The organism is Aquabacterium soli, from assembly GCF_003933735.1.
Classification (GTDB): domain Bacteria; phylum Pseudomonadota; class Gammaproteobacteria; order Burkholderiales; family Burkholderiaceae_C; genus Aquabacterium; species Aquabacterium soli.
On record NZ_RSED01000012.1, the window covers coordinates 71670 to 94249 of the forward strand.

The following is a 22580-nucleotide window of genomic DNA, read 5'->3' on the forward strand; positions in this document are numbered from 1 at the left end:
GTTCAAGCACCCAGGTAGGCGGCCTGCACCTGGGGATTGCCCAGCAGTTCGCGCGCCGGGCCGCTGAGCGTCAGCTCGCCCGATTCCATCACGTAGGCGCGGTCGGCCATCTCCAGCGCGCGGTGGGCGTTCTGCTCCACCAGCAGCACGGTCACACCCTGCTTCGACACATCGGCCACCACCGAGAAAATCTGGTCGACCATGATCGGCGACAGCCCCATGGACGGCTCGTCGAGCAGCAGCAGCTTCGGGCGCGCCAGCAGGGCCCGGCCCATCGCCAGCATCTGCTGCTCGCCGCCGGACAGCGTGCCCGCCAACTGGCGCGAGCGCTCCTTCAGGCGCGGAAAGCGCTGGTACACCGCTTCGACATCGGCTTCGATCGCAGCATCGCGGCGCAGGTAGACGCCCATGCGCAGGTTCTCGTCGATGGACATGCGCGTGAAGATGCCCCGCCCTTCGGGCACCATCACCAGGCCCTGTTCCACCAGCGACCAGGGCCCCTGCCCCGCGATGCTGCGGCCCAGGTAGTGCACGTCACCCGCCTGCGGCTTGAGCAGCCCGCAGATGGCCTTGAGCGTGGTGGTCTTGCCGGCCCCGTTGGCGCCGATGAGGCTGACCAGTTCGCCCTCGTGCAGTTCGAGCGACAGGTTCTTGACGGCCTGGATGCCGCCATAGGCAACGCTCAGGCCCCGGGTGGACAGCAGCGGTTTCTTGTGGTCGGTTGTCATGGCGCGTGGGTGGCTTGGGCGGCCGAGCCCAGGTAGGCCTCGATCACGGCCTGGTTGCATTGCACCTCGGCGGGCGTGCCTTCGGCGATGAGGCGGCCCTGGTCCAGCACGGTGACGCGGTCGCACAGGCCCATCACCAGCTTCACGTCATGCTCGATCAGCAGAATGGTGCGGCCCTGGGCCCGGATGCGTTCGATCAGCTCGCGCAGTGCCACCTTCTCGGTGGCGTTCATGCCGGCGGCAGGCTCGTCCAGCGCCAGCAGGCGCGGCTCGGTGGCCAGGGCCCGGGCGATCTCCAGGCGGCGCTGGTCGCCATAGCTCAGGGTGCGCGCGGTGCGGTGGGCCTGGTCGGCCAGGCCGACGAAGTCCAGCAGCGCCATGGCATCGCCCGCGATGGCGGATTCTTCGCGCTTGAAGGCCCGCGTGCGCAGCAGGGCCTGCCACCAACCGACGCGGGTGCGCACATGCCGGCCCACGCGCACGTTGTCGAGCACGCTCATGTCGGCGAACAGGCGGATGTTCTGGAAGGTGCGCGCGATGCCGGCCTGCGCCACCTTGTGCACGGCCGAGGGCTTGTAGCGCAGGCCGCTCAGTTCGAACCGGCCCTTGTCGGCCAGCACCAGCCCGGTGATCACGTTGAAGAAGGTGGTCTTGCCCGCGCCGTTGGGGCCGATCAGCCCGTGCACGCTACCTGGCGCGATGCTCAGGCCCACCTCGCTGAGCGCCTGCACGCCGCCAAAGCGCTTGCTGACGCCTTCCACATGCAGCATGGCCACACCAGGATCGGTGGGCAGGACGACGGAACCCACGCTCATGCCCTGCCCTCCGGCGAGGGCCACAGGCCACGCGGGCGTGTCAGCATGATGCCGATCATGGCCAGGGCCACCAGCAACTGCCGCAGGATGGCAGCATCCAGCCGGCCATCGGTCATGGCCTGCAAGGGGCCGGCCACATGGCGCAGCACCTCAGGCAAGGCCGCCAGCAGGAAGGCCCCGAGGATCACGCCGGGCACATGGCCCAGGCCGCCCAGCACCACCATGGCCACGACCATGATCGATTCGTTCAGGCTGAAGGATTCGGGCGACACGAAGCCCTGGAAGCTGGCGAACAGCACGCCGGCCACGCCGCCGAAGGTGGCGCCCAGGCCAAAAGCCAGCAGCTTGAGGTTGCGCGTGTTCAGGCCCATGGCCTTGGCGGCGATCTCGTCCTCGCGGATGGCCCGCCAGGCACGGCCCGTGCGCGAATTGTTCAGGCGCAGGCTGATCACCACGGCCAGCACCACCAGCGCCAGGAACAGGTAATAGTGCAAGGTGACGGGCGGCAGGGTGAAGCCACCGATGTGCCAGGGCTCGCCCAGGCTCACGCCGAAGAACACCAGCGGGTCGATGCTGTCGATGCCCTTCGGGCCATTGGTGAGGTTGACCGGCGCGTTGAGGTTGCTCAGGAACACGCGGATGATCTCGCCGAAGCCCAGCGTGACAATGGCCAGGTAATCCCCCCGCAGCTTGAGCGTGGGCGCGCCCAGCAGCACCCCCACCACCGCGGCCAGGCCCGCGCCCAGCGGGATCACCAGCCAGATCGGCGTGTGCAGCCCTTGAGGGAACATGGCGGCCACGGCTGGCAGGTTGTCCGTCAGGTGCGGCGAGGCCAGCAGCGCGAACATGTAGGCCCCCACCGCGTAGAACGCGATGTAACCCAGGTCGAGCAGGCCGGCGAAGCCCACCACGATGTTCAGGCCCAGCGCCAGCAGGATGTACAGCAGCGCGATGTCCAGGATGCGCACCCAGGCCTGCCCCACGTCCTGCAGACCCAGCGGCAGCACCATCAGCAAGGCGGCACAGACCAGGAAGGTCAGCGATTTCTGGCGGTTGATCGTTGTCATCACAGCGCCTCCATCACGACCGGTCGGCCACGCGCTCGCCCAGCAGGCCCTGGGGCCTGAGCGTGAGCACGAGGATCAGCACGGTGAAGGCGAAGATGTCCTGGTAGTTGCTGCCCAGCAGGCCATTGGTCAGGTCACCGATGTAGCCGGCGCCCAGCGCCTCGATCAGGCCCAGCAGGATGCCGCCCAGCATGGCGCCGCCCAGGTTGCCGATGCCGCCGAACACCGCCGCCGTGAAGGCCTTGAGGCCCGGCAGGAAGCCCATGGTGTGCTGCACCGAGCCGTAGTTGGCGGCCCACATCACACCCGCCAGCGCGGCCAGCGCGGCCCCGATCACGAAGGTGGCCGAGATCACCTTGTCCGGTTGCACGCCCATCAGCTGCGCCACGCGCGGGTTTTCGGCCGTGGCGCGCATGGCCCGGCCCAGCGGCGTGAGGTGGATCAGCGCCAGCAGCCCCGCCATCGTGCCGGCGGCCACCACCAGGATCAGGATCTGCACCAGGTTGATGGTGGCGCCCATGATTTCATAGGGCTCGTCGGGCAGCAGGATCGGGAAAGGCTTGTAGTCGGGCTTCCACAGGATCATGGCCAGGGTCTGCAGCAGCAGCGAAACCCCCATGGCCGTGATCAGTGGCGCCAGCCGCGGCGCGCTGCGCAGCGGCCGGTAGGCCAGCTTCTCGATCACGTAATTGAGCGCCATGCAGGCCACCATGGCCACGGCCAGCGCCAGCAGCAGCAGGGCCCAGCCGGGCATGCCGGCATCGGCCAGCCAGGTCACCACCGTCCAGGCCACGAGGGCCCCCACCATCAGCACCTCGCCGTGGGCGAAGTTGATGAGGTTGATGATGCCGTACACCATGGTGTAGCCCAGTGCGACCAGGGCATACATGCTGCCCAGCACCAGGCCGTTGATGATTTGTTGAATGAAGGTGTCCACAGGCGCGATGCGTCTACGTCGTTGACTGGCTCATGCAAAAAGCCCGCCACGCAAGGGCTGCGAGGCGGGCTGATGCCCTGGGATCGGCATTATCCGGCCATTTCCGGACGTGGACGGCGCAGGATGTGTCAGAACAGCTTGGGCAGCTTGAGCGAGTCCACCACCATCCGGATCAGTTTGGGCTTGAAGCCCGTGTACGGCGGGAAGAACAGCTTGGCCACCATCACCGGACCAGACTTGAGCACGGCCCGCTCATGCGAGAAGGCCTTGAAGCCGTAGATGCCGTGCGCACTGCCGATGCCGGAGTTGTTCACGCCACCGAAAGGCAGGTTGCCATGTGCGTAGTGCAGCACGCAGTGGTTGATGCCCACCCCGCCCGAGCTGGTCTGGGCCATGATGCGGCGCGTGCGGTCCTTGTTGTGGCTCCAGATGTACAGGGCCAGCGGCTTGGGCTGGGCGTTGATCTCGCGCACCACGGCATCGAGATCACGCCAGGCGATGATGGGCAGCACCGGGCCGAAGATCTCTTCGCTCATGATGGCCGCGTCGGCCGGGATGTTGTCCAGCAGCGTGGGCGCGACGAAGGCGCTGGCCACATCGACCTCGCCGCCCTGCAGGAAGCGGGCGCCCCGGGCACGGGCATCTTCCAGCAGGCCAGCGATGCGCTGGGTGTGGCGCTGGTTGACCACGTGGGCAAAGTGCGGCGAGACCTTCTGTTCTTCCGCCGTCTTGCCGTAGCGCTCGCCGATCACGCGGCGACACTCGGCCACGAACTGGTCCTTGACCGATTCGTGCACGTAGACGTGGTCAGGCGCCACGCAGGTCTGGCCGCAATTGGCCAGCTTGCCCCACATCAGGGTTTCGGCGGCCGACTTGAGATCAGCCGTCTCATCGACGATCACGGGCGACTTGCCGCCCAGCTCCAGCGTGACACTGGTCAGGTGCTTGGCGGCGGCGGCCATCACCACCTTGCCCACGGCCGGCGAGCCAGTGAAGAAGATGTGGTCGAAAGGCAGCGCCAGCAGGGCGGTGGACGTGGGCAGGCTGCCCTCGAACACGGCCACTTCGTCTTCGCGGAACAGGTCGCGGATGATGCTCACCATCAGCGCGCTGACCTGCGGCGTCATTTCCGAGGGCTTGAGGATCACCGTGTTGCCGGCGGCCAGGGCCGACACCAGCGGACCGAAGCACAGGTTCAGCGGGAAGTTCCAGGGCGCCACGATCAGGCAGCGGCCGCGCGGCTGGGCCTCGATCCAGGCCGAGGTGCCGCCGGTGGTCATGGTGGGCCACACGCGCTTGGGACGCATCCACTTGCGCAGATCCCCAATGGCGTGGCGGATCTCGTCCATCACGGGCAGGAACTCGGTGCTCTCCACCTCGGAGGCGGGCTTGTGATAGTCCGCGTAGAAAGCCTTGTAGAAGTCTTCGCGGCGGGCCAGCATGGCCTCGCGCAGGCTCTTGAGGCGCGCGATGCGCTGGGCCGCGGTAGAGGTGCGCCAGGCCAGCGAGGTGGCCAGCTGGGCATCGAAGGCGCGCTGGATGGCGGCGGGGTCGGCTTCGCCGGTGGACGGGTCGACGACATGCATCATGGGGCGGTTCATCCTGATCACTCCTTCTCTTGCTTCAGGCCGGCACGGATCACGCGATCGGCCACCTCGTTGAGACTCACGCCTTGTGCCGTGGCCAGGTCCTGCAACTGCTTGACCAGCTCGGCGTGCAGCTTGGCCGCGAAGGGCACCAGGCCGGCAGCCTGGTCCAGCTTGCGTTGCTCGCGCCGGTCGGGCACCTGGGCTGCGCCCTGGCCGAAACGGCCGGGCACACCGGCCTGGCGCATCTGGCCCTGGATCTTCAGGCCCTTGCTCTTTTCCAGATCTGTTTTCTTCATCGCTCTCGACCAATTCCACTGACAGGGCGGCCCGGCGGCCAGAGGAGGACCATAATCCTTCGCACCCCGCCACACAAGCCTCGCAGGCGCTTGGTACTCCAGCGTTCCATCTGAAAACGCCGACATGCACATTGGCCCGCCTTGGCGGGATTGTGCACGCGATCCGTGGGTACGGGCAGACGGCAGACCCTTGCTTTTGAGGCCGTCCGGGCCTGCCGGGATTTCATTTTTTCCATTTACAACCTCCTTCATGCCCCCCTTGCAACAGATCACCTTCGAACTGCGCGGCGAGTTCATCGCCCTGGACAGCCTGCTCAAGGCCACCGGGCTGGCCGACAGCGGTGGGCGGGCCAAGACCCTGGTGGCCGAGGGCCGCGTGCAGGTGAACGGGCAGGATGAGCTGCGCAAGACCGCCAAGATCCGCGCCGGCCAGGTCGTGAGCCTGCAAGGTGCCCGCATCCGCGTGGTGGCGGAAGGCGAAGGGGCAGCCCCCGAGGGCGAAGGCGACGCCTGATCCCGTCAACGGTCGACCAGTCCATGCCATATTGAGCGCGCAACATCTGCCCGGTGCGCCGCTTTGACACAGGGCGAACCCGACGTTCGCCCTGCCGCCGTCAGGGGCAAGATGCGCGCCATCCCCACGGGAGAAGCCCATGCCGAACCACACCTTCAGTCAGGACCTGCCTCGCACCGAGGCCAACTTCGCCGCGTTCACGCCACTGTCCTTCCTGGAGCGCACCGCCCTGGTCTACCCTGACCGGCTGGCCGTGGTGCACGGCACGCTGCGCCAGACCTGGGCCCAGACCTATGCCCGCTGCCGCCAACTGGCCAGCGCCCTGCAGCGGCGGGGCATCGGCCAGGGCGACACCGTGGCGGTGATGCTGCCCAACACCCCGCCCATGGTCGAAGCGCATTTCGGCATCCCCATGGCCGGCGCCGTGCTCAACGCGCTCAACACCCGGCTGGACGCCGAGGCCCTGGCCTTCATGCTGGACCATGGCGAAGCCCGCGTGGTGATCGTGGACCGCGAGTTCAGCGGTGTGATGTCGCGTGCCCTGGCGCTGCGCACGCGCACCGAGCCCGTGCTGGTGGTCGATGCCGACGACGCCGTGTACACCGGCCCTGGCGAGCCCATCGGCGCGCTGGCTTACGAGGCCCTGCTGGCCGAAGGCGATGCCGCCTTCGCGTGGCAGTTGCCCGAGGACGAGTGGGACGCGATCAGCCTGAACTACACGTCGGGCACCACCGGCAACCCCAAGGGTGTGGTCTACCACCACCGGGGCGCGGCCATGAACGCCGTATCCAACATCCTGGAATGGGACATGCCCAAGCACGCGGTCTACCTGTGGACGCTGCCCATGTTCCATTGCAACGGCTGGTGTTTCCCGTGGACGGTGGCCGCGCGCGCCGGTGTGAACGTGTGCCTGCGCAAGGTCGAGCCCAAGGCGGTGTTCGACGCGATCCGTGAGCACAAGGTCAGCCACTACTGCGGTGCGCCCATCGTGCACGCCGGTCTGGTCAATGCCCCGGACGAACTCAAGCAGGGCATCGGCCACCCCGTCAAGGCCATGGTGGCCGGGGCTGCGCCGCCGGCCGCGATGATCGAGGGCATGGAGCGGCTGGGGTTCGATCTGACCCACGTGTACGGCCTGACCGAGGTCTACGGCCCCGCGGCCGTCTGCGTGCAGCACGATGCCTGGGACAGCCTGGACGTGGGCGAGCGGGCCCGCCTGAACGCGCGCCAGGGCGTCAACTACCACCTGCAGCGCGGCGTGACGGTGATGGACCCGTTGACCATGCAGCCCGTGCCTGCCGATGGCGAAACCATGGGCGAGATCATGTTCCGCGGCAACATCGCGATGAAGGGCTACCTGAAGAACCCACGCGCCACGCAGGAGGCCTTTGCGGGGGGCTGGTTTCATTCAGGCGATCTGGCCGTGCAGTACCCCGATGGCTACGTCAAGATCAAGGACCGCAGCAAGGACATCATCATCTCGGGCGGCGAGAACATCTCGTCCATCGAGGTGGAGGACGTGCTCTACCGGCACCCGGCAGTGCTGGCCGCGGCCGTGGTGGCCAAACCCGACGAGAAGTGGGGCGAGACGCCCTGTGCCTTCGTGGAGACCAAGGCCGGCGCCACCGTGACGCCCGAAGAGCTGATCGCCCACTGCCGCCAGCACCTGGCGGGCTTCAAGGTGCCGCGCGCGGTGGTGTTCGGGGAGCTGCCCAAGACCTCGACCGGCAAGATCCAGAAGTTCGAGCTGCGCAAGAAGGCGGGGTCGAAGGGCGCGATCGACGCCTGAACCGGACGGCCCTCCCGGGCCATCGCGTCGGCCAGTCAGTCAGGCCCCGCTTCAGGCCAGGGTGCCGCCGCGGCCCCCAGCCCGGCTGAGCGCTGCAGAAATCACCGCGGGCAAGGCGCCCAGATCGGCCAGCGCGCCATCGGCCGGATCTGCGTGGTCGATCCTTGCTGCGATGTGGGCCGGGTCATTGAACAGCACGCGGGTGGACCCGTCGGGCAGGCTTTGCAGCAGCACGCGCCACGGCAAATCCATCGTGCGGGAATCAGCGGCCTGGAAAATAGGGGTGTGGCCGTCGTGACGGCCCAGCACCAGCACCCGTGTACCGCCCGTGTCGGCCATCTGCTCCGCGCCCTGGCCGGCTGACGTGCCAGAGGCCACGTCAGCCACCACCGGCATGCCTTGGGCACGCGCAGCACGTTGCAGTTGTTTCACGGCCTGGTCCAGCGGCAGGCGACTGGTCATGGAAACCCAGCCCTGGCGCTCCAGGTCGGATTCAGGCGCCTCGCGGTCGAGGGAAGGCCATTGCCCTGCGGCCATCAGCACCAGGGCCATGCAACCGCTCATCCAGTATCTCGACATGCGCATCGGGGCACCTCCATGCTACAAGTTCAGTAGATGGAGGCAAGCAGCGGAAGTTCAAGGCTATCCTCGTTTCATTACGTAAATGCAGACCCGCACCATGCTGAACAGAGGCTCATTCCCGGACAGTGCGCTCGACAAGCCCCAGGGAGGGTGGCGCGAACGGCTCTACATCATCATCTTCGAGGCGGACACCGCGGCGGGGCGACGCTTCGACCAGGCACTGATCCTGATCATCCTGTTCAGCGTGGGGGTGGTGATCATGGACAGCGTGAAACCCTACGGCGGGCGCCTAAACCTGCCGCTCGCCTCACTCGAATGGCTGTTCACGGCCGTGTTCACCGTGGAGTACGTGCTGCGCCTGCTGTGCGTGCGCCGGCCATTGGCCTACGCCACCAGCTTCTTCGGCATCATCGACCTGCTGTCCACCCTGCCCGCCTACCTGGCCCTGCTGGTGCCCGAGGCCCATGCGCTGATCGACGTGCGCATCCTGCGCCTGCTGCGCGTGTTCCGCATCTTCAAGCTCACGGGCTACGTGGCCGAGTACACCTCGCTGGGCCGGGCGCTCAAGGCCAGCCAGCGCAAGATCCTGGTGTTCCTGTCCTTCGTGCTGATGGTGGTGCTGGTGATGGGCTCGCTGATGTACGTGGTCGAAGGGCCCGAGCACGGCTTCACCAGCATCCCCACGTCCATGTACTGGGCCGTGACCACGATGACCACGGTGGGCTTCGGCGACATCACCCCCCGCACCGACCTGGGCCGGCTGATCTCGTCGCTGATGATGCTGCTGGGCTGGGGCGTGCTGGCCGTGCCCACGGGCATCGTCACCGCCGAGATGAGCGCCCAGCGCCAGCAGGCGGGCCCGGGCGGCCCCACACGCACCTGCCGCGCCTGCTCGACCGGCGGCCACCCGGTGTACGCCAGCTTCTGCTGGCGCTGCGGCGCGGCCCTGCCGGAAGACACAGACCCGCCCGGCGCCTGACACCGCTGGCCGCTTTTCCGCTTTTGCAAACCGGGATGTCGGTCTTGGCACCTGCCCGACAGGACTGTCCGGCCCTTGGGTGCTTATGATGGCGCCACACACCCATTTCCCCAAGATTCCCACAAGGACAAGCCCATGAAAACGCGCGCCGCCGTGGCCTGGAAGGCCGGCCAACCCCTGACCATCGAAACCGTTGACCTGGAAGGGCCGCGCGAGGGCGAGGTGCTCGTCGAGATCAAGGCCACAGGCATCTGCCACACCGATTACTACACCCTGTCGGGCGCCGACCCGGAAGGCCTGTTCCCCGCCATCCTGGGCCATGAAGGCGCGGGCGTGGTGGTCGATGTGGGCCCAGGCGTGACATCGCTGAAGAAGGGCGACCACGTCATCCCCCTCTACACGCCCGAATGCCGCCAGTGCAAGTTCTGCCTGAGCCGCAAGACCAACCTGTGCCAGAAGATCCGCAGCACGCAGGGCAAGGGCCTGATGCCCGACGGCACCTCGCGCTTCTCGCTCAACGGCGAGCCGCTGCTGCACTACATGGGCACGTCCACCTTCGCCAACCACATCGTGGCCCCAGAGATCGCCCTGGCCAAGATCCGTGAAGACGCGCCCTTCGAGACCGTCTGCTACATCGGCTGCGGCGTGACCACCGGCGTGGGCGCCGTGCTGTTCACCGCCAAGGTGGAGGCAGGCGCCAACGTGGTCGTGTTCGGCCTGGGCGGCATCGGCCTGAACGTGATCCAGGGCGCCAAGATGGTGGGCGCCGACAAGATCATCGGCGTCGACCTCAACCCTGCGCGCGAAGCCATGGCCCGCCAGTTCGGCATGACGCACTTCCTGAATCCCAAGGACATCGAGGCCGCGGGCGGCAACATCGTCGACGCCATCGTGCAGCTGACGGATGGCGGCGCCGACTACAGCTTCGAGTGCATCGGCAACACCAAGGTGATGCGCCAGGCGCTGGAATGCACGCACAAGGGCTGGGGCCGCAGCATCATCATCGGCGTGGCCGAGGCCGGCGCCGAGATCAGCACCCGACCCTTCCAACTGGTGACGGGCCGCAAGTGGGAGGGCTCGGCCTTCGGCGGCGCGCGCGGCCGCACCGACGTGCCCAAGATCGTCGACTGGTACATGGACGGCAAGCTCAACATCGACGACCTGATCACGCACAAGCTCAAGCTGGAGCAGATCAACGAAGGCTTCGACCTGATGAAAAAGGGCGAGTCCATCCGCTCTGTCGTGATCTACTGAGCCTGGTCCGCGATCTGAAAGAAGCAGCACCATGATCGACACCCTCAGCGAACACAGCTGCTTCGGCGGCACGCAGGGCTTTTACAAGCACCACTCGAACGCCATCGGCCTGCCGATGAAGTTCTCGGTGTACCAACCCCCGCAGGCCCTGGCCGAAGGGGCGCCAGCCTTGCCGGTGCTGCTCTACCTGGCCGGCCTGACCTGTACCGAAGAGACCTTCATGATCAAGGCCGGGGCGCAGCAGTACGCCGCGCAGCACGGCCTGATCCTGGTCGCACCCGATACCAGCCCGCGCGACACCGGCATCCCCGAGGCCGACGCGGCCTGGGATTTCGGCACCGCGGCAGGCTTCTACCTGGACGCCATCCAGGCGCCCTGGCACAAGCACTGGCGCATGGAGAGCTACCTCACGCTGGAACTGCTGCCCCTGGTGCTGGACCGCTTCAAGGGCCGTGAAGACCGCGTCGGCATCTTCGGCCATTCGATGGGGGGCCACGGCGCGCTGACCCTGGCGCTGAAGTACCCCGAGCTGTTCCACAGCGTGTCGGCCTTCGCTCCGATCGCCGCGCCCAGCCAGTGCCCCTGGGGGCGCAAGGCCTTCACGGGCTACCTGGGCGCGGACACCAGCAGCTGGCGCAGGCACGACGCCACCGAGCTGGTCAACGATGGCGGCTACTGCCCGCCGATCCTGATCGACCAGGGCCTGGGCGACAAGTTCCTGGCCGACCAGCTGCACCCGCACCTGTTCGAAAACGCCTGCCGGCAGATGGGGCAACCCCTGACCCTGCGACGGCATGCCGGCTACGACCATGGCTACTACTTCATCTCGACCTTCATGCGTGATCACATCGAACACCATGCGGCCACGCTGAAAGCCACGCCATGAACCTGTACACCGCGATCCAGGCCGCGCTGCCGGCCCAGCCGGACGAGCCCGCCATCCTCACCGATGACGGGCTGGTCTACTCCTGGCGCGACCTGGACGAGGCCACGGCCATGCTGGCCAACCTGCTGGGCAGCCTCAAGCTGCGTGGCACCGGCGGGCGCCCGCCGGTGGTGGCCGCGCACGTCGATAAATCCGTCGAGGCGCTGCTGCTGTACCTGGCCACCCTGCGCGCCGGCGCCGTCTTCCTGCCGCTGAACCCGGCCTACCGGGCCGCGGAGCTGGACTACTTCGTCGAGGATGCGCGGCCCGCCGTGCTGGTGTGCCGCTCCGACGACCTTGACTGGGTGACCCCGCTGGCGGCACACCGCAACGTGGGGCACCTGTTCACCCTGAACGACACGAGAACGGGAAGTCTGCTCACCCACGCCGCGCAGATGGCGCGCCACCACGAGGTGGCCGTGCGCCAGCCCGACGACCTGGCCGCCATCCTGTACACATCGGGCACCACCGGCCGCAGCAAGGGCGCCCAGCTCAGCCACGGCAACCTGCTGAGCAACGCGCGCACCCTGCTGCGCCACTGGGACTGGCGCACCGACGACGTGCTGGTGCACGCCCTGCCCATCTTCCACATCCATGGCCTGTTCGTGGCTGGGCACTGCGCCCTGCTGTCGGGCACGCCCATGCGCTGGATCGGCAAGTTCGACGCGGCCAAGGTGATCGCGCAGATCAAGGATGCCCAGGGGCCCCGTGCCACCGTGTTCATGGCCGTGCCCACCATGTACGGCCGCCTGCTGGCCGATGGCGGACTCACGCCGCAGGCCAGCGCACACATGCGCGTGTTCATCAGTGGCTCGGCGCCCTTGTCGGCCGCCGCGGCCGATGCCTTCCTGCACGCCACCGGCCACGCCATCCTGGAGCGCTACGGCATGAGCGAGACCGGCATGCTGTGCTCCAACCCCTGCCGCAGCGCCGAGGGTGCCCGCCTGCCCGGCAGCGTGGGCCGCGCCCTGCCGGGCGTAGGCGTGCGCGTGGTGGACGACCACGGCCACCCCAGCCCGCAGGGCGATGCCGGCCACGTGGAAGTGCGCGGACCGAATGTGTTCAAGGGTTATCTGGGCATGCCCGACAAGACCCGCGAGGCCTTCACGCGCGACGGCTGGTTCCGCACCGGCGATGTCGGCCGCATCGACGAGAACGGTTATGTGCACCTGGTGGGCCGCGCACGCGACCTGATCATCACCGGCGGCTTCAACGTCTACCCGGCCGAGGTCGAGACCCACCTGGACCGCCTGCCCGGCGTGGTCGAATCCGCCGTGATCGGCGTGCCGCACCCGGATTTCGGCGAAGGCGTGCTCGGCGTGCTGGTCACGCCCAAGGGCGTGGCGCTCGATGAAGCCGCCCTGCTGGCCTCGCTCAAGGACACCATCGCCGGCTTCAAGGTGCCCAAGCGCCTGGTCTTCGTGGACGACCTGCCCCGCACTGCCATGGGCAAGGTGCAGAAGAACGTGCTGCAGCAGCAGTACCGCCACACTTTCGATTGAGCTTTCACCGCCATGTTGCGATTTTTCAGCTGGACCCCAAGGCCGTCTGACGGGACTGTCGTCGCGCCCGACGAGCGCCTCCCCTGGCCACCGACCATCGCCATGGGCATCCAGCACGTGGTCGCCATGTTCGGCTCCACGGTGCTGGCGCCCATCCTCATGGGGTTCGATCCGAACATCGCGGTGCTGATGAGTGGCATCGGCACGCTCATCTTCTTCCTGGTGACGAAAGGCAAGGTGCCGAGCTACCTGGGCTCGAGCTTCGCGTTCATCGGCGTGGTCATCGCGGCCACCGGCTACGCCGGCACCGGGCCGAACACCAACATCGGCCCCGCACTGGGCGGGATCATCCTGTGCGGGCTGGTCTACACGCTCATCGGGTTCGCCGTCCAGGTGGCGGGTTCCGGGTGGATCGAGCGCTTCACACCACCCGTGGTCACCGGCACCATCGTCGCGGTCATCGGGTTGAACCTGGCCGCCATCCCCATCAAGAACATGGCATCCAGCCACTTCGATGCCTGGATGCAGCTGGTGAGCTTTGCCAGCGTGGCCCTGGTGGCCGTGTTCACCCGGGGCATGCTGCAGCGCCTGCTGATCCTCGTGGGCCTGATCGTGGCCAGCCTGGTGTACGCGGTGCTGACCAACGGCCTGGGCCTGGGCAAGCCGGTGGACCTCAGCGGCATCATCGCGGCACCCTGGTTCGGATTGCCTGCACTCCACGCCCCCGTGTTCACGGGCAATGCGGCGCTGCTCATCGTGCCTGTCGTGGTCATCCTCGTGGCCGAGAACCTGGGGCACATCAAGGCCGTCACGGCCATGACCGGCCGGGACATCGATCGCTACATGGGCCGCGCCTTCATCGGCGACGGGGTCGCGACGATGGTCAGCGGTGCGGCCGGGGGCACCGGCGTCACCACCTATGCCGAGAACATCGGCGTGATGGCCGCCACCAAGATCTATTCGACCGCGGTGTTCGTGGTCGCTGCGCTGGTGGCCATCCTGCTGGGCTTCTCGCCGAAGTTCGGCGCCGTGATCCAGGCGATCCCGCTGCCGGTGATGGGCGGCGTCTCGATCGTGGTGTTCGGGCTCATCGCCGTGGCCGGCGCCAAGATCTGGGTCGACAACAAGGTCGATTTCTCGGACAACCGCAACCTGATGGTCGCGGCAATCCCGCTCGTGCTGGGCACCGGTGGTTTCGCCCTGCACTTCGGCAGCTTCGAGCTGGGTGGCATCGGTACCGCCACCTTCTCGGCCATCATCCTCTACGCGCTGCTCAGTTGGGGCAAGGACCGCTGACCCTGTGCCGCGCGGGGTGACTGCGACCGCTGAGCCTCACAAAAGCCTTGTTCTGGCCAGCAGCCACCAGACCAGGGGCCAGAACACGGTGTTCACGACATCGTGAAGGCTCGCCCGCCATCGCCAGTGACCGAGGCTGCGGAAGTCATCGCGCATGTCGAGCAACTCGCCCACCGCCGCGACCAGCACCACGGCGCCCAGGGGCCACAAGGACTTGAGCCTGCGGCGATGCACGACCGCGATGATCAGGAAGACCGTCAGCCCCACGTAGATGTGAAGCGCGTCTTTTGAAAGCCCCGAGAAACCGACGATCGCGAGCTTGATGGATTGGATGGCGGATGTTTCCACGGGCCTGCGCTAATGCCTTGAAAAAGCCATTATCCAGGGAGCCCCTCAGTGCCCATGGCGCGCTCAGCGGCCTTGCTTGGTCAACTATTTACTTGCCAAAAGCAATCAATTGTCGCACGATGTGCAGATGGAATCCATCGACCGCATCGAAGCCGTGCGCCGCTTCAACCGCTTCTACACCCGCCGCATCGGGGTGCTCAACGAGGTCCTGCTGGACTCCGACTTCAACCTCACGGAGTGCCGCATCCTCTGGGAACTGGCTCACGTGGAAGAGCCTGGCGGCATCACCGCCACGGCGCTCGGGCAGGTGCTCGATCTGGACGCCGGCTACCTCAGCCGGGTGCTGCGCGCCCTGAAGGAGCGCAAGCTGGTGAAGGCCCGCCGAAGCGAGGACGACGCCCGCCAGTCACTGCTGCAACTCACACCCGCCGGCCGCCGTGCCTTTGCACCCTTGAACAGCCGTTCGCAGCAACAGGTCGACGCCTTGCTCAGCCGCTTGAGCGATGGGCAGCAGGCCGACCTGCTGCAGGCTTTCCAACGCGTACAGATGCTGCTGGACGAGCCCGGCGACAAGCCCGCGAAAGGCAGCTTCATCCTGCGGCCACACCGCCCGGGCGACATGGGCTGGCTGGTGTCGCGGCACGGCGCGCTCTATGCCCGCGACCACCAATGGGACATGCGCTTCGAAGCGCTGGTGGCCCGCATCGCCGCGGACTTCATCGACCACTTCGATGCGCGCCGCGAGGCCTGCTGGATCGCCGAACGCGACGGCGTCAACATCGGCTGCGTGTGCCTGGTGCAGGCCCGCGATGAAACATCAAGACAGGCCATCGAGGGCACCGCCCAGTTGCGGCTGCTGCTGGTTGAGCCGTCTGCCCGCGGCCTGGGCCTGGGAGAGCGGCTCGTCGCCGAATGCCACAGGTTTGCGCGAGAGGCCGGTTACCGCCGTGTGCGTCTCGGGACAGACAGCCTCCTGACCGGCGCCCGCCACATCTACAGCAAGGCGGGTTACCGACTCATCTCCAGCGCGCCCCACCACAGTTTCGGACAGGACCTGGTCAGCGAGATGTGGGAGCTGGACCTCACGGGCATCGCCTGAAGACAGGTGGCGGCACAGGCCTGCAAAAAGCTGTCTCACGTCAAGCCAGGCGCTTGATCTGCGTGCTAATTTAGTGCCTGACGAAGACACGCGCCTGGACCGCTGCACGTCCACGCCGCCCTTCCCCTGCTGGTTCAAGACATCTCCGCTTCCACAACCACACGATCGCCACGAGCGACCGAGGAGCCCCCGCGATGAACATCCCCTCCCTCAAGGACAGCGTCAGCCCCGAAGAATGGCAGCTGCGCACCGACCTGGCCGCCTGCTACCGACTGGTGGCGCTGTATGGCTGGAGCGACCTGGTCTTCACGCACATCTCGGCCCGCATCCCGGGGCCCGAACACCACTTCCTGATCAACCCCTACGGACTGATGTTCGACGAGATCACGGCGTCCAGCCTGGTCAAGGTGGACCAGGATTGCAACAAGCTCAGCGAATCGCCCTTCCCCGTCAACCCGGCCGGCTTCACCATCCACAGCGCGGTGCATGCCGTGCGCGAGGATGCCGGCTGCGTGCTGCACACGCACACGCGCGCCGGGGTGGGTGTGTCGGCGCAGAAGGCCGGCGTGCTGCCCATCTCGCAGCAGAGCACCTTCGTGCTGGCCTCGCTGGCGTACCACGAGTACGAAGGCGTGGCCTTCCGCGAAGACGAGAAGCCACGCCTGCAGGCCGATCTGGGCGAGGCCAACTTCCTGATGCTGCGCAACCATGGCCTGCTGACCGTGGGCCGCACCGTGGCCGATGCCTTCCTGAGCATGTACGTGTTCGAAAGCACCTGCCAGATTCAGCTGGCGGCGCAGTCGGGCGGCGCGGAGCTGACACAGGTGCACCCGCAGATCGTGCAGGGCGTGGGCCATGCCATGAAAGTGCAGACAGGCGGCATGGGGGGCGCCTTCGTGTGGCCCTCGCTGATCCGCAAGGTCGAGCGCCAGGCGCCTGACTACAAGAACTGAGCAGGCCTGCACGCATGAACAAGCTGTGGGTGATCATCACCCTGGTCATCGCGGCGCTGGGCCTGTCCACGCTGATCGTGGTGGGTGGCGACGTGGTCAAGGGCTACGACACGCAGACCAACGCGCCCTCGGGCGCCGAGGTGGGCACGCCCTGGCAGGTGGACCTGGTCGCTGAAGGCCGATCGCGCGTGGCCGGCCTGGTGCTGGCCCTGCCGGGCAAACCTCAGCCGGGCGACGGCACCCTGGCCGATGCCATGCGCCTGTGGTCCGACAAGATCGAGGTGGCCGTGGTGGCCACCCCCGACGAGATCGGGTCGCTGGAGGCCTTCGTGGACCCAGCCATGCTGGGCTTCGTGGCCGGCAAGCTCGTGCTGAGCCTGCAGATGGACCCGCTGCGCATCGCCGACTTCAAGCGGCGTGCGGCCAAGGTGGCGTTCATGGAAAGCACCACCCGCAAGTTCCTGCTTTCAGCCGAAGATCTGGCCCAGGCGCAGAGCGCCCCCGTCGTGGCCGCGGCCTTCGTGCCGCAGGCCCAGCTGGATGCCGACACAGTGATCGGCCGTTTCGGCCAGCCCGCCCAGCGCCTGCCTGGCGCGGCAGGCAGCGAACACCTGCTCTACCCCGCCAAGGGCGTGGACGTGGTCATCTCGCCCAAGGGGCGCGAGCTGATCCAGTACGTGGCACCGGCGCGGTTCGAAGAACTGCGCGCGCCCTTGCTGGCCGCCAAGGCACAGGCTGCGGCCTCGGCCCCTCTCAGCGGTACTGCGCCGTCAGCGCCTTGATCTCGGCGTCCTTGCGGGCCCACAGCTCACCCATCCAGGCCTGCAGCTCGGCGCGGTAGGCCGGCGAGCCCGGATCATCCGGCATCTGCAGGGAGCGGGGGATCTGCACTTCGCGCACGGTCACCACCACGTCCTCCACCTTGCCGGTGAGCAGGTCATGGAACTCGGGCACGCCCTTGGGGTAGACGATGGTGACGTCGAGGAAGCAGTCGAACTTGTCGCCCAGCGTCTGCAGCGCCATCGCGATGCCGCCCGTCTTGGGCTTGAGCAGGTGCTGGTAGGGCGATTTCTGCGCATCGTGCTTGGCCTGCGTGAAACGCGTGCCTTCCATGAAGCTGATCACCGAGGTGGGGATCACGCGGAACTTCTCGCAGGCCTTGCGCGCCACGGCCAGATCCTGCGCCACGCTGGCGCCGCCCTTGCGTCGCATGAACGGGAAATCCAGTGCCCACCAGGCCAAACCCATGATGGGCACGTAGATCAGTTCGTACTTCAGGAAGAACTTGAGCAGCGGGATGCGGCGGTTGAACACACGCTGCAGCACCAGGATGTCGACCCAGCTCTGGTGGTTGCTGCTGACCAGGTACCAGCCTTCGTACTTGAGGTGGCTCACATCGGGCAGGTGCCAGGGTTTGGGATTGGCCATCCGGATCCAGGCGTTGTTGTTGCCGATCCAGAATTCGGCCGTGCCGTTGAGCAGGGAATCCATCACCTTGCGCACCGGCTTGAAGGGCAGGATCAGCTTGATCAGCGCCCCCGGGATCAGCACGAAAGAGAACAGCGGCAGGGTGACGACCACCAGCTGCAAGCTGGCCACGACACCCTTGACGAAGGAAATCACGGGATTGGACATGTAGGCAGAGTGGCCCGAAGGCCTTTTTTCCGGAACAGGCGCGATTATGGACAGTTTGCGCGCCACGTCTGTCGTACAGGATCAAATGTCAGGGCCGCATTGAAGGCGGCGGCAGGCTGCTCAGGCCCCGCGTGCGCCAACCCGCCGCACTTCATCCAGCCAGCGGCTGCGCTTGGCATCGTCGGCGTACCGCACGGGCGCAAACACCTTGATGCGCGTCGGCGTGATCCCGCAAAAACCCATGATGGCGCGGCGAAACTGCAGGTGCAGCGGGCGCCAGTAGAACAGGGTGTAGTACCAGAGCGGGGTGTCCATCGTCACGAAGGCCCGTGCCGTGCGTCCGGCCAGCAGCTTGTCCCACAGTTGCGAGCCAGTGCGGTACTTGAAGGCGAACCCAGGCAGGAACACGCGGTCGAAGAAGCCTTTGAGCAGCGCCGGCAGACCGCCCCACCACATCGGGAACACGAAGACCAGGTGCTCGGCCCAGGTGATGGCCTGCTGCACCTCGACCAGGCCGGGCTCCAGTGGCTGGATCTGGCGGTAGCCGTGGTGCAGCACCGGGTCGAAGGCGGCATCGCCCAGGCGGAACAGCCTCACCTCATGGCCGGCCTGGCGGGCGGATTCGACATAGGCGTCGGCCAGGGCGCCGCAGTAGCTGGCGGCATCGGGGTGCCCCAGGATGACGGTGATCTTTCGGCTCAAGGCGCTTCCTCTGGTTGCTTGGACGGCATCCAGTATGGGCCAGGCCTGGACCGCCCAAGCCCTCCGCCGCCATGGCCAACCGCTGCCCCTCATCAAACTGACACACAAACCCGGCACGCTGGGCACTTTGCCGTTTCGCCATAGAGTGCCACCATGACCCACCCCATCGGCCCCATCGACCCTGAACTGCTGCGCCGCCTGCAGGACGACGTGCTCGACAGTTACGACGAAGAACTGGAGATGGAGATCGACGACCGCCTGCTGGAAGGCGACAGCGTCGTGGACGATGAGAGCCGCGAAGCCCGCCGCCTGTACTTCCGCGAGCTGTTCCGCCTGCAGGGCGAGCTGGTCAAGCTGCAGGACTGGGTGGTGCACACCGGCGAGCGCATCGTGGTGCTGTTCGAGGGTCGCGACGCAGCCGGCAAGGGCGGCGCCATCAAGCGCATCACGCAGCGCCTGAACCCGCGCGTGTGCCGCGTGGCCGCCCTGCCCGCCCCCAACGACCGCGAAAAGACGCAGTGGTACTTCCAGCGCTACGTGGCCCACCTGCCGGCCGCTGGCGAGATCGTGCTGTTCGACCGCAGCTGGTACAACCGCGCCGGCGTAGAGCGCGTGATGGGCTTTTGCAGCGATGAAGAGTACGAAGAGTTCTTCCGCTCGGTGCCCGAGTTCGAGAAGATGCTGGCGCGCAGCGGCATCCGCCTGTTCAAGTACTGGTTCTCCATCACCGACGAAGAGCAGAACGCGCGCTTCATCGCCCGCATCAATGACCCGCTCAAGCAGTGGAAGCTGAGCCCCATGGACCTGGAGAGCCGCCGCCGCTGGGAGGCCTACACGCGCGCCAAGGAAACCATGCTGGAGCGCACCCACATCCCCGAGGCGCCCTGGTGGGTGGTGCAGGGCGTGGACAAGAAGCGCGCCCGCCTGAACCTCATCCACCACCTGCTCAGCCAGATGGCGTATCACGAGGTGGAACACACGCCCGTGTACCTGCCGCCGCGCGAGCGCCATGAAGACTACATCCGCCGCCCGGTGCCGGACACCATGTTCGTGCCCGAGGTGTACTGAGCCAGGCAGGCCGCGCAGCCATGTCAGGCCCTCACGGCCTGGCGTGCCTTTGAGACCCGCCATGGCGCGCCGCGCCGCCATCGGCTACCCTTGACGGTTCCGCCCGGTGTTGCCGGGGCGGGATCTGTCCAATCCTGTCAAGACCGACAAGGGAGCCCCGCGCGTGCTGCGTTTCTTCGAACAACTGATCGACCCCTACCCCACCGACGAGCCCACCCCGCCGCCCAAGGGCTTCATGGCCTTCCTGTGGGCCTGCACCAAGGGCACCCGCCCCTACATCGCCGGCATGACGCTGATGACGGCATTGATCGGCGCGTTCGAGGCGCTGCTGTTCAGCATGCTGGGCTCCATCGTCGACTGGCTCAGCAAGGTGGAGCCTGCGCAGCTGTGGACGCAGTCGCGGGGCCAGTTGCTGCTCCTGGTCGGCATCGTGCTGGTCAGCCCCCTGGCGGTGCTGCTGCAGACCCTGTTCAAGCACCAGACCCTGGCGGGCAACTTCCCGATGCGCCTGCGCTGGAACTTCCACCGCCTGATGCTGGGCCAGAGCATGGGCTTCTACCAGGACGAGTTCGCCGGCCGCGTGGCCACCAAGGTGATGCAGTCGGCCCTGTCGGTGCGCGACACCGTGATGATCGTGATGGACATCCTGGTCTTCGTGGTCATCTACTTCCTGACGATGACGGCCGTGGTCGGCAGCTTCGATGCCTGGCTGCTGCTGCCCTTCCTGGGCTGGGTGGTGGCTTATGCGCTGGCCGTCTGGTACTTCGTGCCCCGCCTGGCCGAGCGCGCCCGCACCCAGGCCGATGCCCGCTCGCTGATGACGGGCCGCATCACCGATGCCTACACCAACATCGCCACGGTCAAGCTGTTCTCGCACGGGCGGCGCGAGGCCGACTACGCGCGCTCGGCCATGCGCGATTTCATGACCACCGTGCATGGGCAGATGCGCCTGGTCAGTGGCTTCGAGGTGGTCAACCACACGCTGAGCATGCTGCTGATCCTGTCGACGGCAGGCGCCACCTTGTGGCTGTGGACCCAGGGCCAGGTCGGCGTGGGCGCCGTGGCCGCGGCCACCGCCATGGCCCTGCGCCTGAACGGCATCTCGCACTGGATGATGTGGGAGGTGGCGGCCTTGTTCGAGCACGTCGGCACGGTGCAGGACGGCATCAACACCTTGTCGCGTCCGCACACCGTGGTCGACACGCCTGGCGCGCAGCCGCTGGCCGTGACGCGCGGCGAAGTCGTGTTCGACAAGGTGAGCTTCGCCTACGGCGGCGTGCGCCCCGTGGTGAACGATCTGTCGCTGCGCATCCGCCCTGGCGAGAAGATCGGGCTGGTCGGCCGCTCGGGCGCTGGCAAATCCACGATCGTGAACCTGCTGCTGCGCTTCTACGACGTCGAGCAGGGCCGCATCTTGATCGACGGGCAGGACATCACCCAGGCCACGCAGGACAGCCTGCGCGCCCAGATCGGCATGGTCACGCAGGACACCTCGCTGCTGCACCGCTCGGTGCGCGACAACATCCTCTATGGCCGGCCCAATGCCAGCGATGAGCAGATGGAGATCGCGGCCAGGCGGGCAGAGGCGCACGAGTTCATCCAGTCGCTGAGCGATCCCAAGGGGCGCGTGGCCTATGACGCGCACGTGGGCGAGCGCGGGGTGAAGCTGTCAGGCGGGCAGCGCCAGCGCATTGCCATCGCGCGGGTGATGCTGAAGGATGCGCCGATCCTGCTGCTGGACGAGGCCACCAGTGCGCTGGACTCCGAGGTGGAAGCGGCGATCCAGGCCAGCCTGTATCGGCTGATGGAGGGCAAGACGGTGGTGGCGATTGCGCATCGGCTGTCGACGATTGCGGCCATGGACCGGTTGATCGTGCTGGATCAGGGGCGGATCGTCGAGGAGGGTAGCCACGCTTCGCTGTTGGCGCAGGGGGGCTTGTATGCGCGCTTGTGGGCGCATCAGAGTGGTGGGTTCCTGGGCGAAGAGGCCTGAGAACCAGCGCATTGCTTGCACGAATTGAGCGCCTTGTAGTGGCAGCGCGGGGCACGGGATGGGGTGGCCGCCGTCCGGGCTTCATTGTTGTCGGTCACGCCTGCGGCGTGACTGCCCTGTGCTGCTCACAGCGAGGTGGGGCCGCAGAACTCACTCCGCGGCCCTTGGCCGCTGCGTTCAGACAACTGCGGCCAGTCAGATGAACGAAGCATGTGCTGCGCACATGCCCACCTCGCCGCTGCGCTGCTCGGCGCCAACAAGGCGCCCGGCCGTCAGCCCCCACATCCCTTTTGTGCCCCGCTGGTGGCATGCGGAGAAGGCCGTGGCATGCGGCGAGCGGGGCATCCAGGGCTGAAAGGGATTCTGGCCGGGCGCCTTGTTGGCGTCGGAAGCCCGCAGGGCCGAGTTGCGCAGCCACCTGTCCCGGACGAGCACCGCAGAGCAGTCACGCCGAAGGCGGGACCGCCAACATTGAAGCCCGGCCAGAATCCCTCTCAGACCCGCCCCGC

The 22580-nt window shown here is 67.1% G+C and carries 22 protein-coding genes; 12 read left to right on the forward strand and 10 right to left on the reverse strand.

What is annotated here, in order from left to right; all coding sequences use genetic code 11:
* Positions 1–2: 2 nt before the first annotated feature.
* The 6 genes from EIP75_RS15690 to EIP75_RS15715 all read right to left on the reverse strand — a co-directional run bounded on the left by EIP75_RS15690 (position 3) and on the right by EIP75_RS15715 (position 5432).
* Complete coding sequence (locus tag EIP75_RS15690) at positions 3–728, reverse strand: ABC transporter ATP-binding protein (protein ID WP_199758608.1); 726 nt, start codon at positions 726–728, stop codon at positions 3–5.
* Positions 725–1543, reverse strand: a complete 819-nt coding sequence (locus tag EIP75_RS15695) for an ABC transporter ATP-binding protein (RefSeq protein ID WP_125244215.1) — start codon at positions 1541–1543, stop codon at positions 725–727. The genes EIP75_RS15690 and EIP75_RS15695 overlap by 4 nt, the downstream gene beginning before the upstream one ends.
* Positions 1540–2610 carry a branched-chain amino acid ABC transporter permease gene (locus EIP75_RS15700; protein ID WP_125244216.1) on the reverse strand — a complete coding sequence of 357 codons (1071 nt, stop codon included), beginning with the start codon at positions 2608–2610 and terminating at the stop codon, positions 1540–1542. Before EIP75_RS15700 ends, EIP75_RS15695 begins: the two co-directional genes overlap by 4 nt.
* A gap of 13 nt (positions 2611–2623) precedes the next feature.
* On the reverse strand, positions 2624–3547 hold the full coding sequence (locus EIP75_RS15705; protein WP_125244217.1) for a branched-chain amino acid ABC transporter permease: 924 nt from the start codon (positions 3545–3547) through the stop codon (positions 2624–2626).
* A 128-nt stretch (positions 3548–3675) separates the two neighbouring features.
* The gene (locus tag EIP75_RS15710; protein WP_125244218.1) at positions 3676–5148 is read right to left on the reverse strand and encodes an aldehyde dehydrogenase family protein; all 1473 of its coding nucleotides are present in this window, start codon (positions 5146–5148) and stop codon (positions 3676–3678) included.
* Positions 5149–5153: 5 nt separating this feature from the next.
* Positions 5154–5432, reverse strand: coding sequence for a hypothetical protein (locus EIP75_RS15715; RefSeq protein ID WP_125244219.1), 279 nt, complete (start codon positions 5430–5432; stop codon positions 5154–5156).
* A 250-nt stretch (positions 5433–5682) separates the two neighbouring features.
* Between EIP75_RS15715 and EIP75_RS15720 the strand changes: the two genes are divergently transcribed.
* Positions 5683–5946, forward strand: coding sequence for an RNA-binding S4 domain-containing protein (locus EIP75_RS15720; protein WP_199758609.1), 264 nt, complete (start codon positions 5683–5685; stop codon positions 5944–5946).
* A gap of 139 nt (positions 5947–6085) precedes the next feature.
* A complete protein-coding gene (locus EIP75_RS15725) occupies positions 6086–7735 on the forward strand; it encodes an acyl-CoA synthetase (protein WP_125244220.1) in 1650 nt (549 codons plus the stop codon).
* A 51-nt stretch (positions 7736–7786) separates the two neighbouring features.
* Here EIP75_RS15725 and EIP75_RS15730 read toward each other — a convergent pair whose 3' ends face one another.
* Positions 7787–8320, reverse strand: coding sequence for a DUF302 domain-containing protein (locus tag EIP75_RS15730; RefSeq protein WP_125244221.1), 534 nt, complete (start codon positions 8318–8320; stop codon positions 7787–7789).
* A gap of 94 nt (positions 8321–8414) precedes the next feature.
* Here EIP75_RS15730 and EIP75_RS15735 point away from each other — a divergent pair, with 94 nt between their 5' ends.
* The 5 genes from EIP75_RS15735 (at position 8415) to EIP75_RS15755 (ending at position 14273) form a co-directional block, all read left to right on the forward strand.
* A complete protein-coding gene (locus tag EIP75_RS15735) occupies positions 8415–9296 on the forward strand; it encodes an ion transporter (RefSeq protein ID WP_125244222.1) in 882 nt (293 codons plus the stop codon).
* 135 nt (positions 9297–9431) lie between these two features.
* A complete protein-coding gene (locus EIP75_RS15740) occupies positions 9432–10550 on the forward strand; it encodes an S-(hydroxymethyl)glutathione dehydrogenase/class III alcohol dehydrogenase (RefSeq protein WP_125244223.1) in 1119 nt (372 codons plus the stop codon).
* Between the two features lie 31 nt (positions 10551–10581).
* Positions 10582–11436, forward strand: coding sequence for an S-formylglutathione hydrolase (gene fghA / locus EIP75_RS15745; protein WP_125244224.1), 855 nt, complete (start codon positions 10582–10584; stop codon positions 11434–11436).
* Positions 11433–12977: an AMP-binding protein gene (locus tag EIP75_RS15750; RefSeq protein ID WP_125244225.1), complete on the forward strand. Its 1545-nt coding sequence runs from the start codon at positions 11433–11435 to the stop codon at positions 12975–12977. The genes fghA and EIP75_RS15750 overlap by 4 nt, the downstream gene beginning before the upstream one ends.
* 12 nt (positions 12978–12989) lie before the next feature.
* Positions 12990–14273, forward strand: a complete 1284-nt coding sequence (locus EIP75_RS15755; protein WP_125244226.1) for a solute carrier family 23 protein — start codon at positions 12990–12992, stop codon at positions 14271–14273.
* 36 nt (positions 14274–14309) lie between these two features.
* On the opposite strand, the gene EIP75_RS15760 is transcribed toward EIP75_RS15755, so the two are convergent.
* Positions 14310–14621: a hypothetical protein gene (locus tag EIP75_RS15760; RefSeq protein ID WP_125244227.1), complete on the reverse strand. Its 312-nt coding sequence runs from the start codon at positions 14619–14621 to the stop codon at positions 14310–14312.
* Between the two features lie 127 nt (positions 14622–14748).
* Here EIP75_RS15760 and EIP75_RS15765 point away from each other — a divergent pair, with 127 nt between their 5' ends.
* From EIP75_RS15765 to EIP75_RS15775, 3 genes are all read left to right on the forward strand, one after another.
* Positions 14749–15720 carry a bifunctional helix-turn-helix transcriptional regulator/GNAT family N-acetyltransferase gene (locus EIP75_RS15765; protein WP_125244228.1) on the forward strand — a complete coding sequence of 324 codons (972 nt, stop codon included), beginning with the start codon at positions 14749–14751 and terminating at the stop codon, positions 15718–15720.
* A 194-nt stretch (positions 15721–15914) separates the two neighbouring features.
* Positions 15915–16673 carry a class II aldolase/adducin family protein gene (locus EIP75_RS15770; RefSeq protein WP_125244229.1) on the forward strand — a complete coding sequence of 253 codons (759 nt, stop codon included), beginning with the start codon at positions 15915–15917 and terminating at the stop codon, positions 16671–16673.
* Positions 16674–16687: 14 nt separating this feature from the next.
* Positions 16688–17455, forward strand: coding sequence for a hypothetical protein (locus EIP75_RS15775; RefSeq protein WP_125244230.1), 768 nt, complete (start codon positions 16688–16690; stop codon positions 17453–17455).
* Here EIP75_RS15775 and yihG read toward each other — a convergent pair.
* Together yihG and EIP75_RS15785 are read right to left on the reverse strand one after the other, a co-directional pair.
* Positions 17427–18308 (reverse strand): 1-acylglycerol-3-phosphate O-acyltransferase, YihG family, encoded by an 882-nt coding sequence (yihG, locus tag EIP75_RS15780; protein WP_125244231.1) that lies wholly within the window; start codon positions 18306–18308, stop codon positions 17427–17429. The genes EIP75_RS15775 and yihG overlap by 29 nt on opposite strands.
* A 120-nt stretch (positions 18309–18428) precedes the next feature.
* Complete coding sequence (locus tag EIP75_RS15785) at positions 18429–19010, reverse strand: NAD(P)H-dependent oxidoreductase (protein ID WP_233584900.1); 582 nt, start codon at positions 19008–19010, stop codon at positions 18429–18431.
* A 153-nt stretch (positions 19011–19163) separates the two neighbouring features.
* Between EIP75_RS15785 and ppk2 the strand changes: the two genes are divergently transcribed.
* Together ppk2 and EIP75_RS15795 are read left to right on the forward strand one after the other, a co-directional pair.
* Positions 19164–20078, forward strand: a complete 915-nt coding sequence (gene ppk2 / locus EIP75_RS15790; protein ID WP_125244233.1) for a polyphosphate kinase 2 — start codon at positions 19164–19166, stop codon at positions 20076–20078.
* Between the two features lie 163 nt (positions 20079–20241).
* Positions 20242–22071, forward strand: coding sequence for an ABC transporter ATP-binding protein (locus tag EIP75_RS15795; RefSeq protein WP_125244234.1), 1830 nt, complete (start codon positions 20242–20244; stop codon positions 22069–22071).
* The last annotated feature ends 509 nt before the right edge of the window (positions 22072–22580 follow it).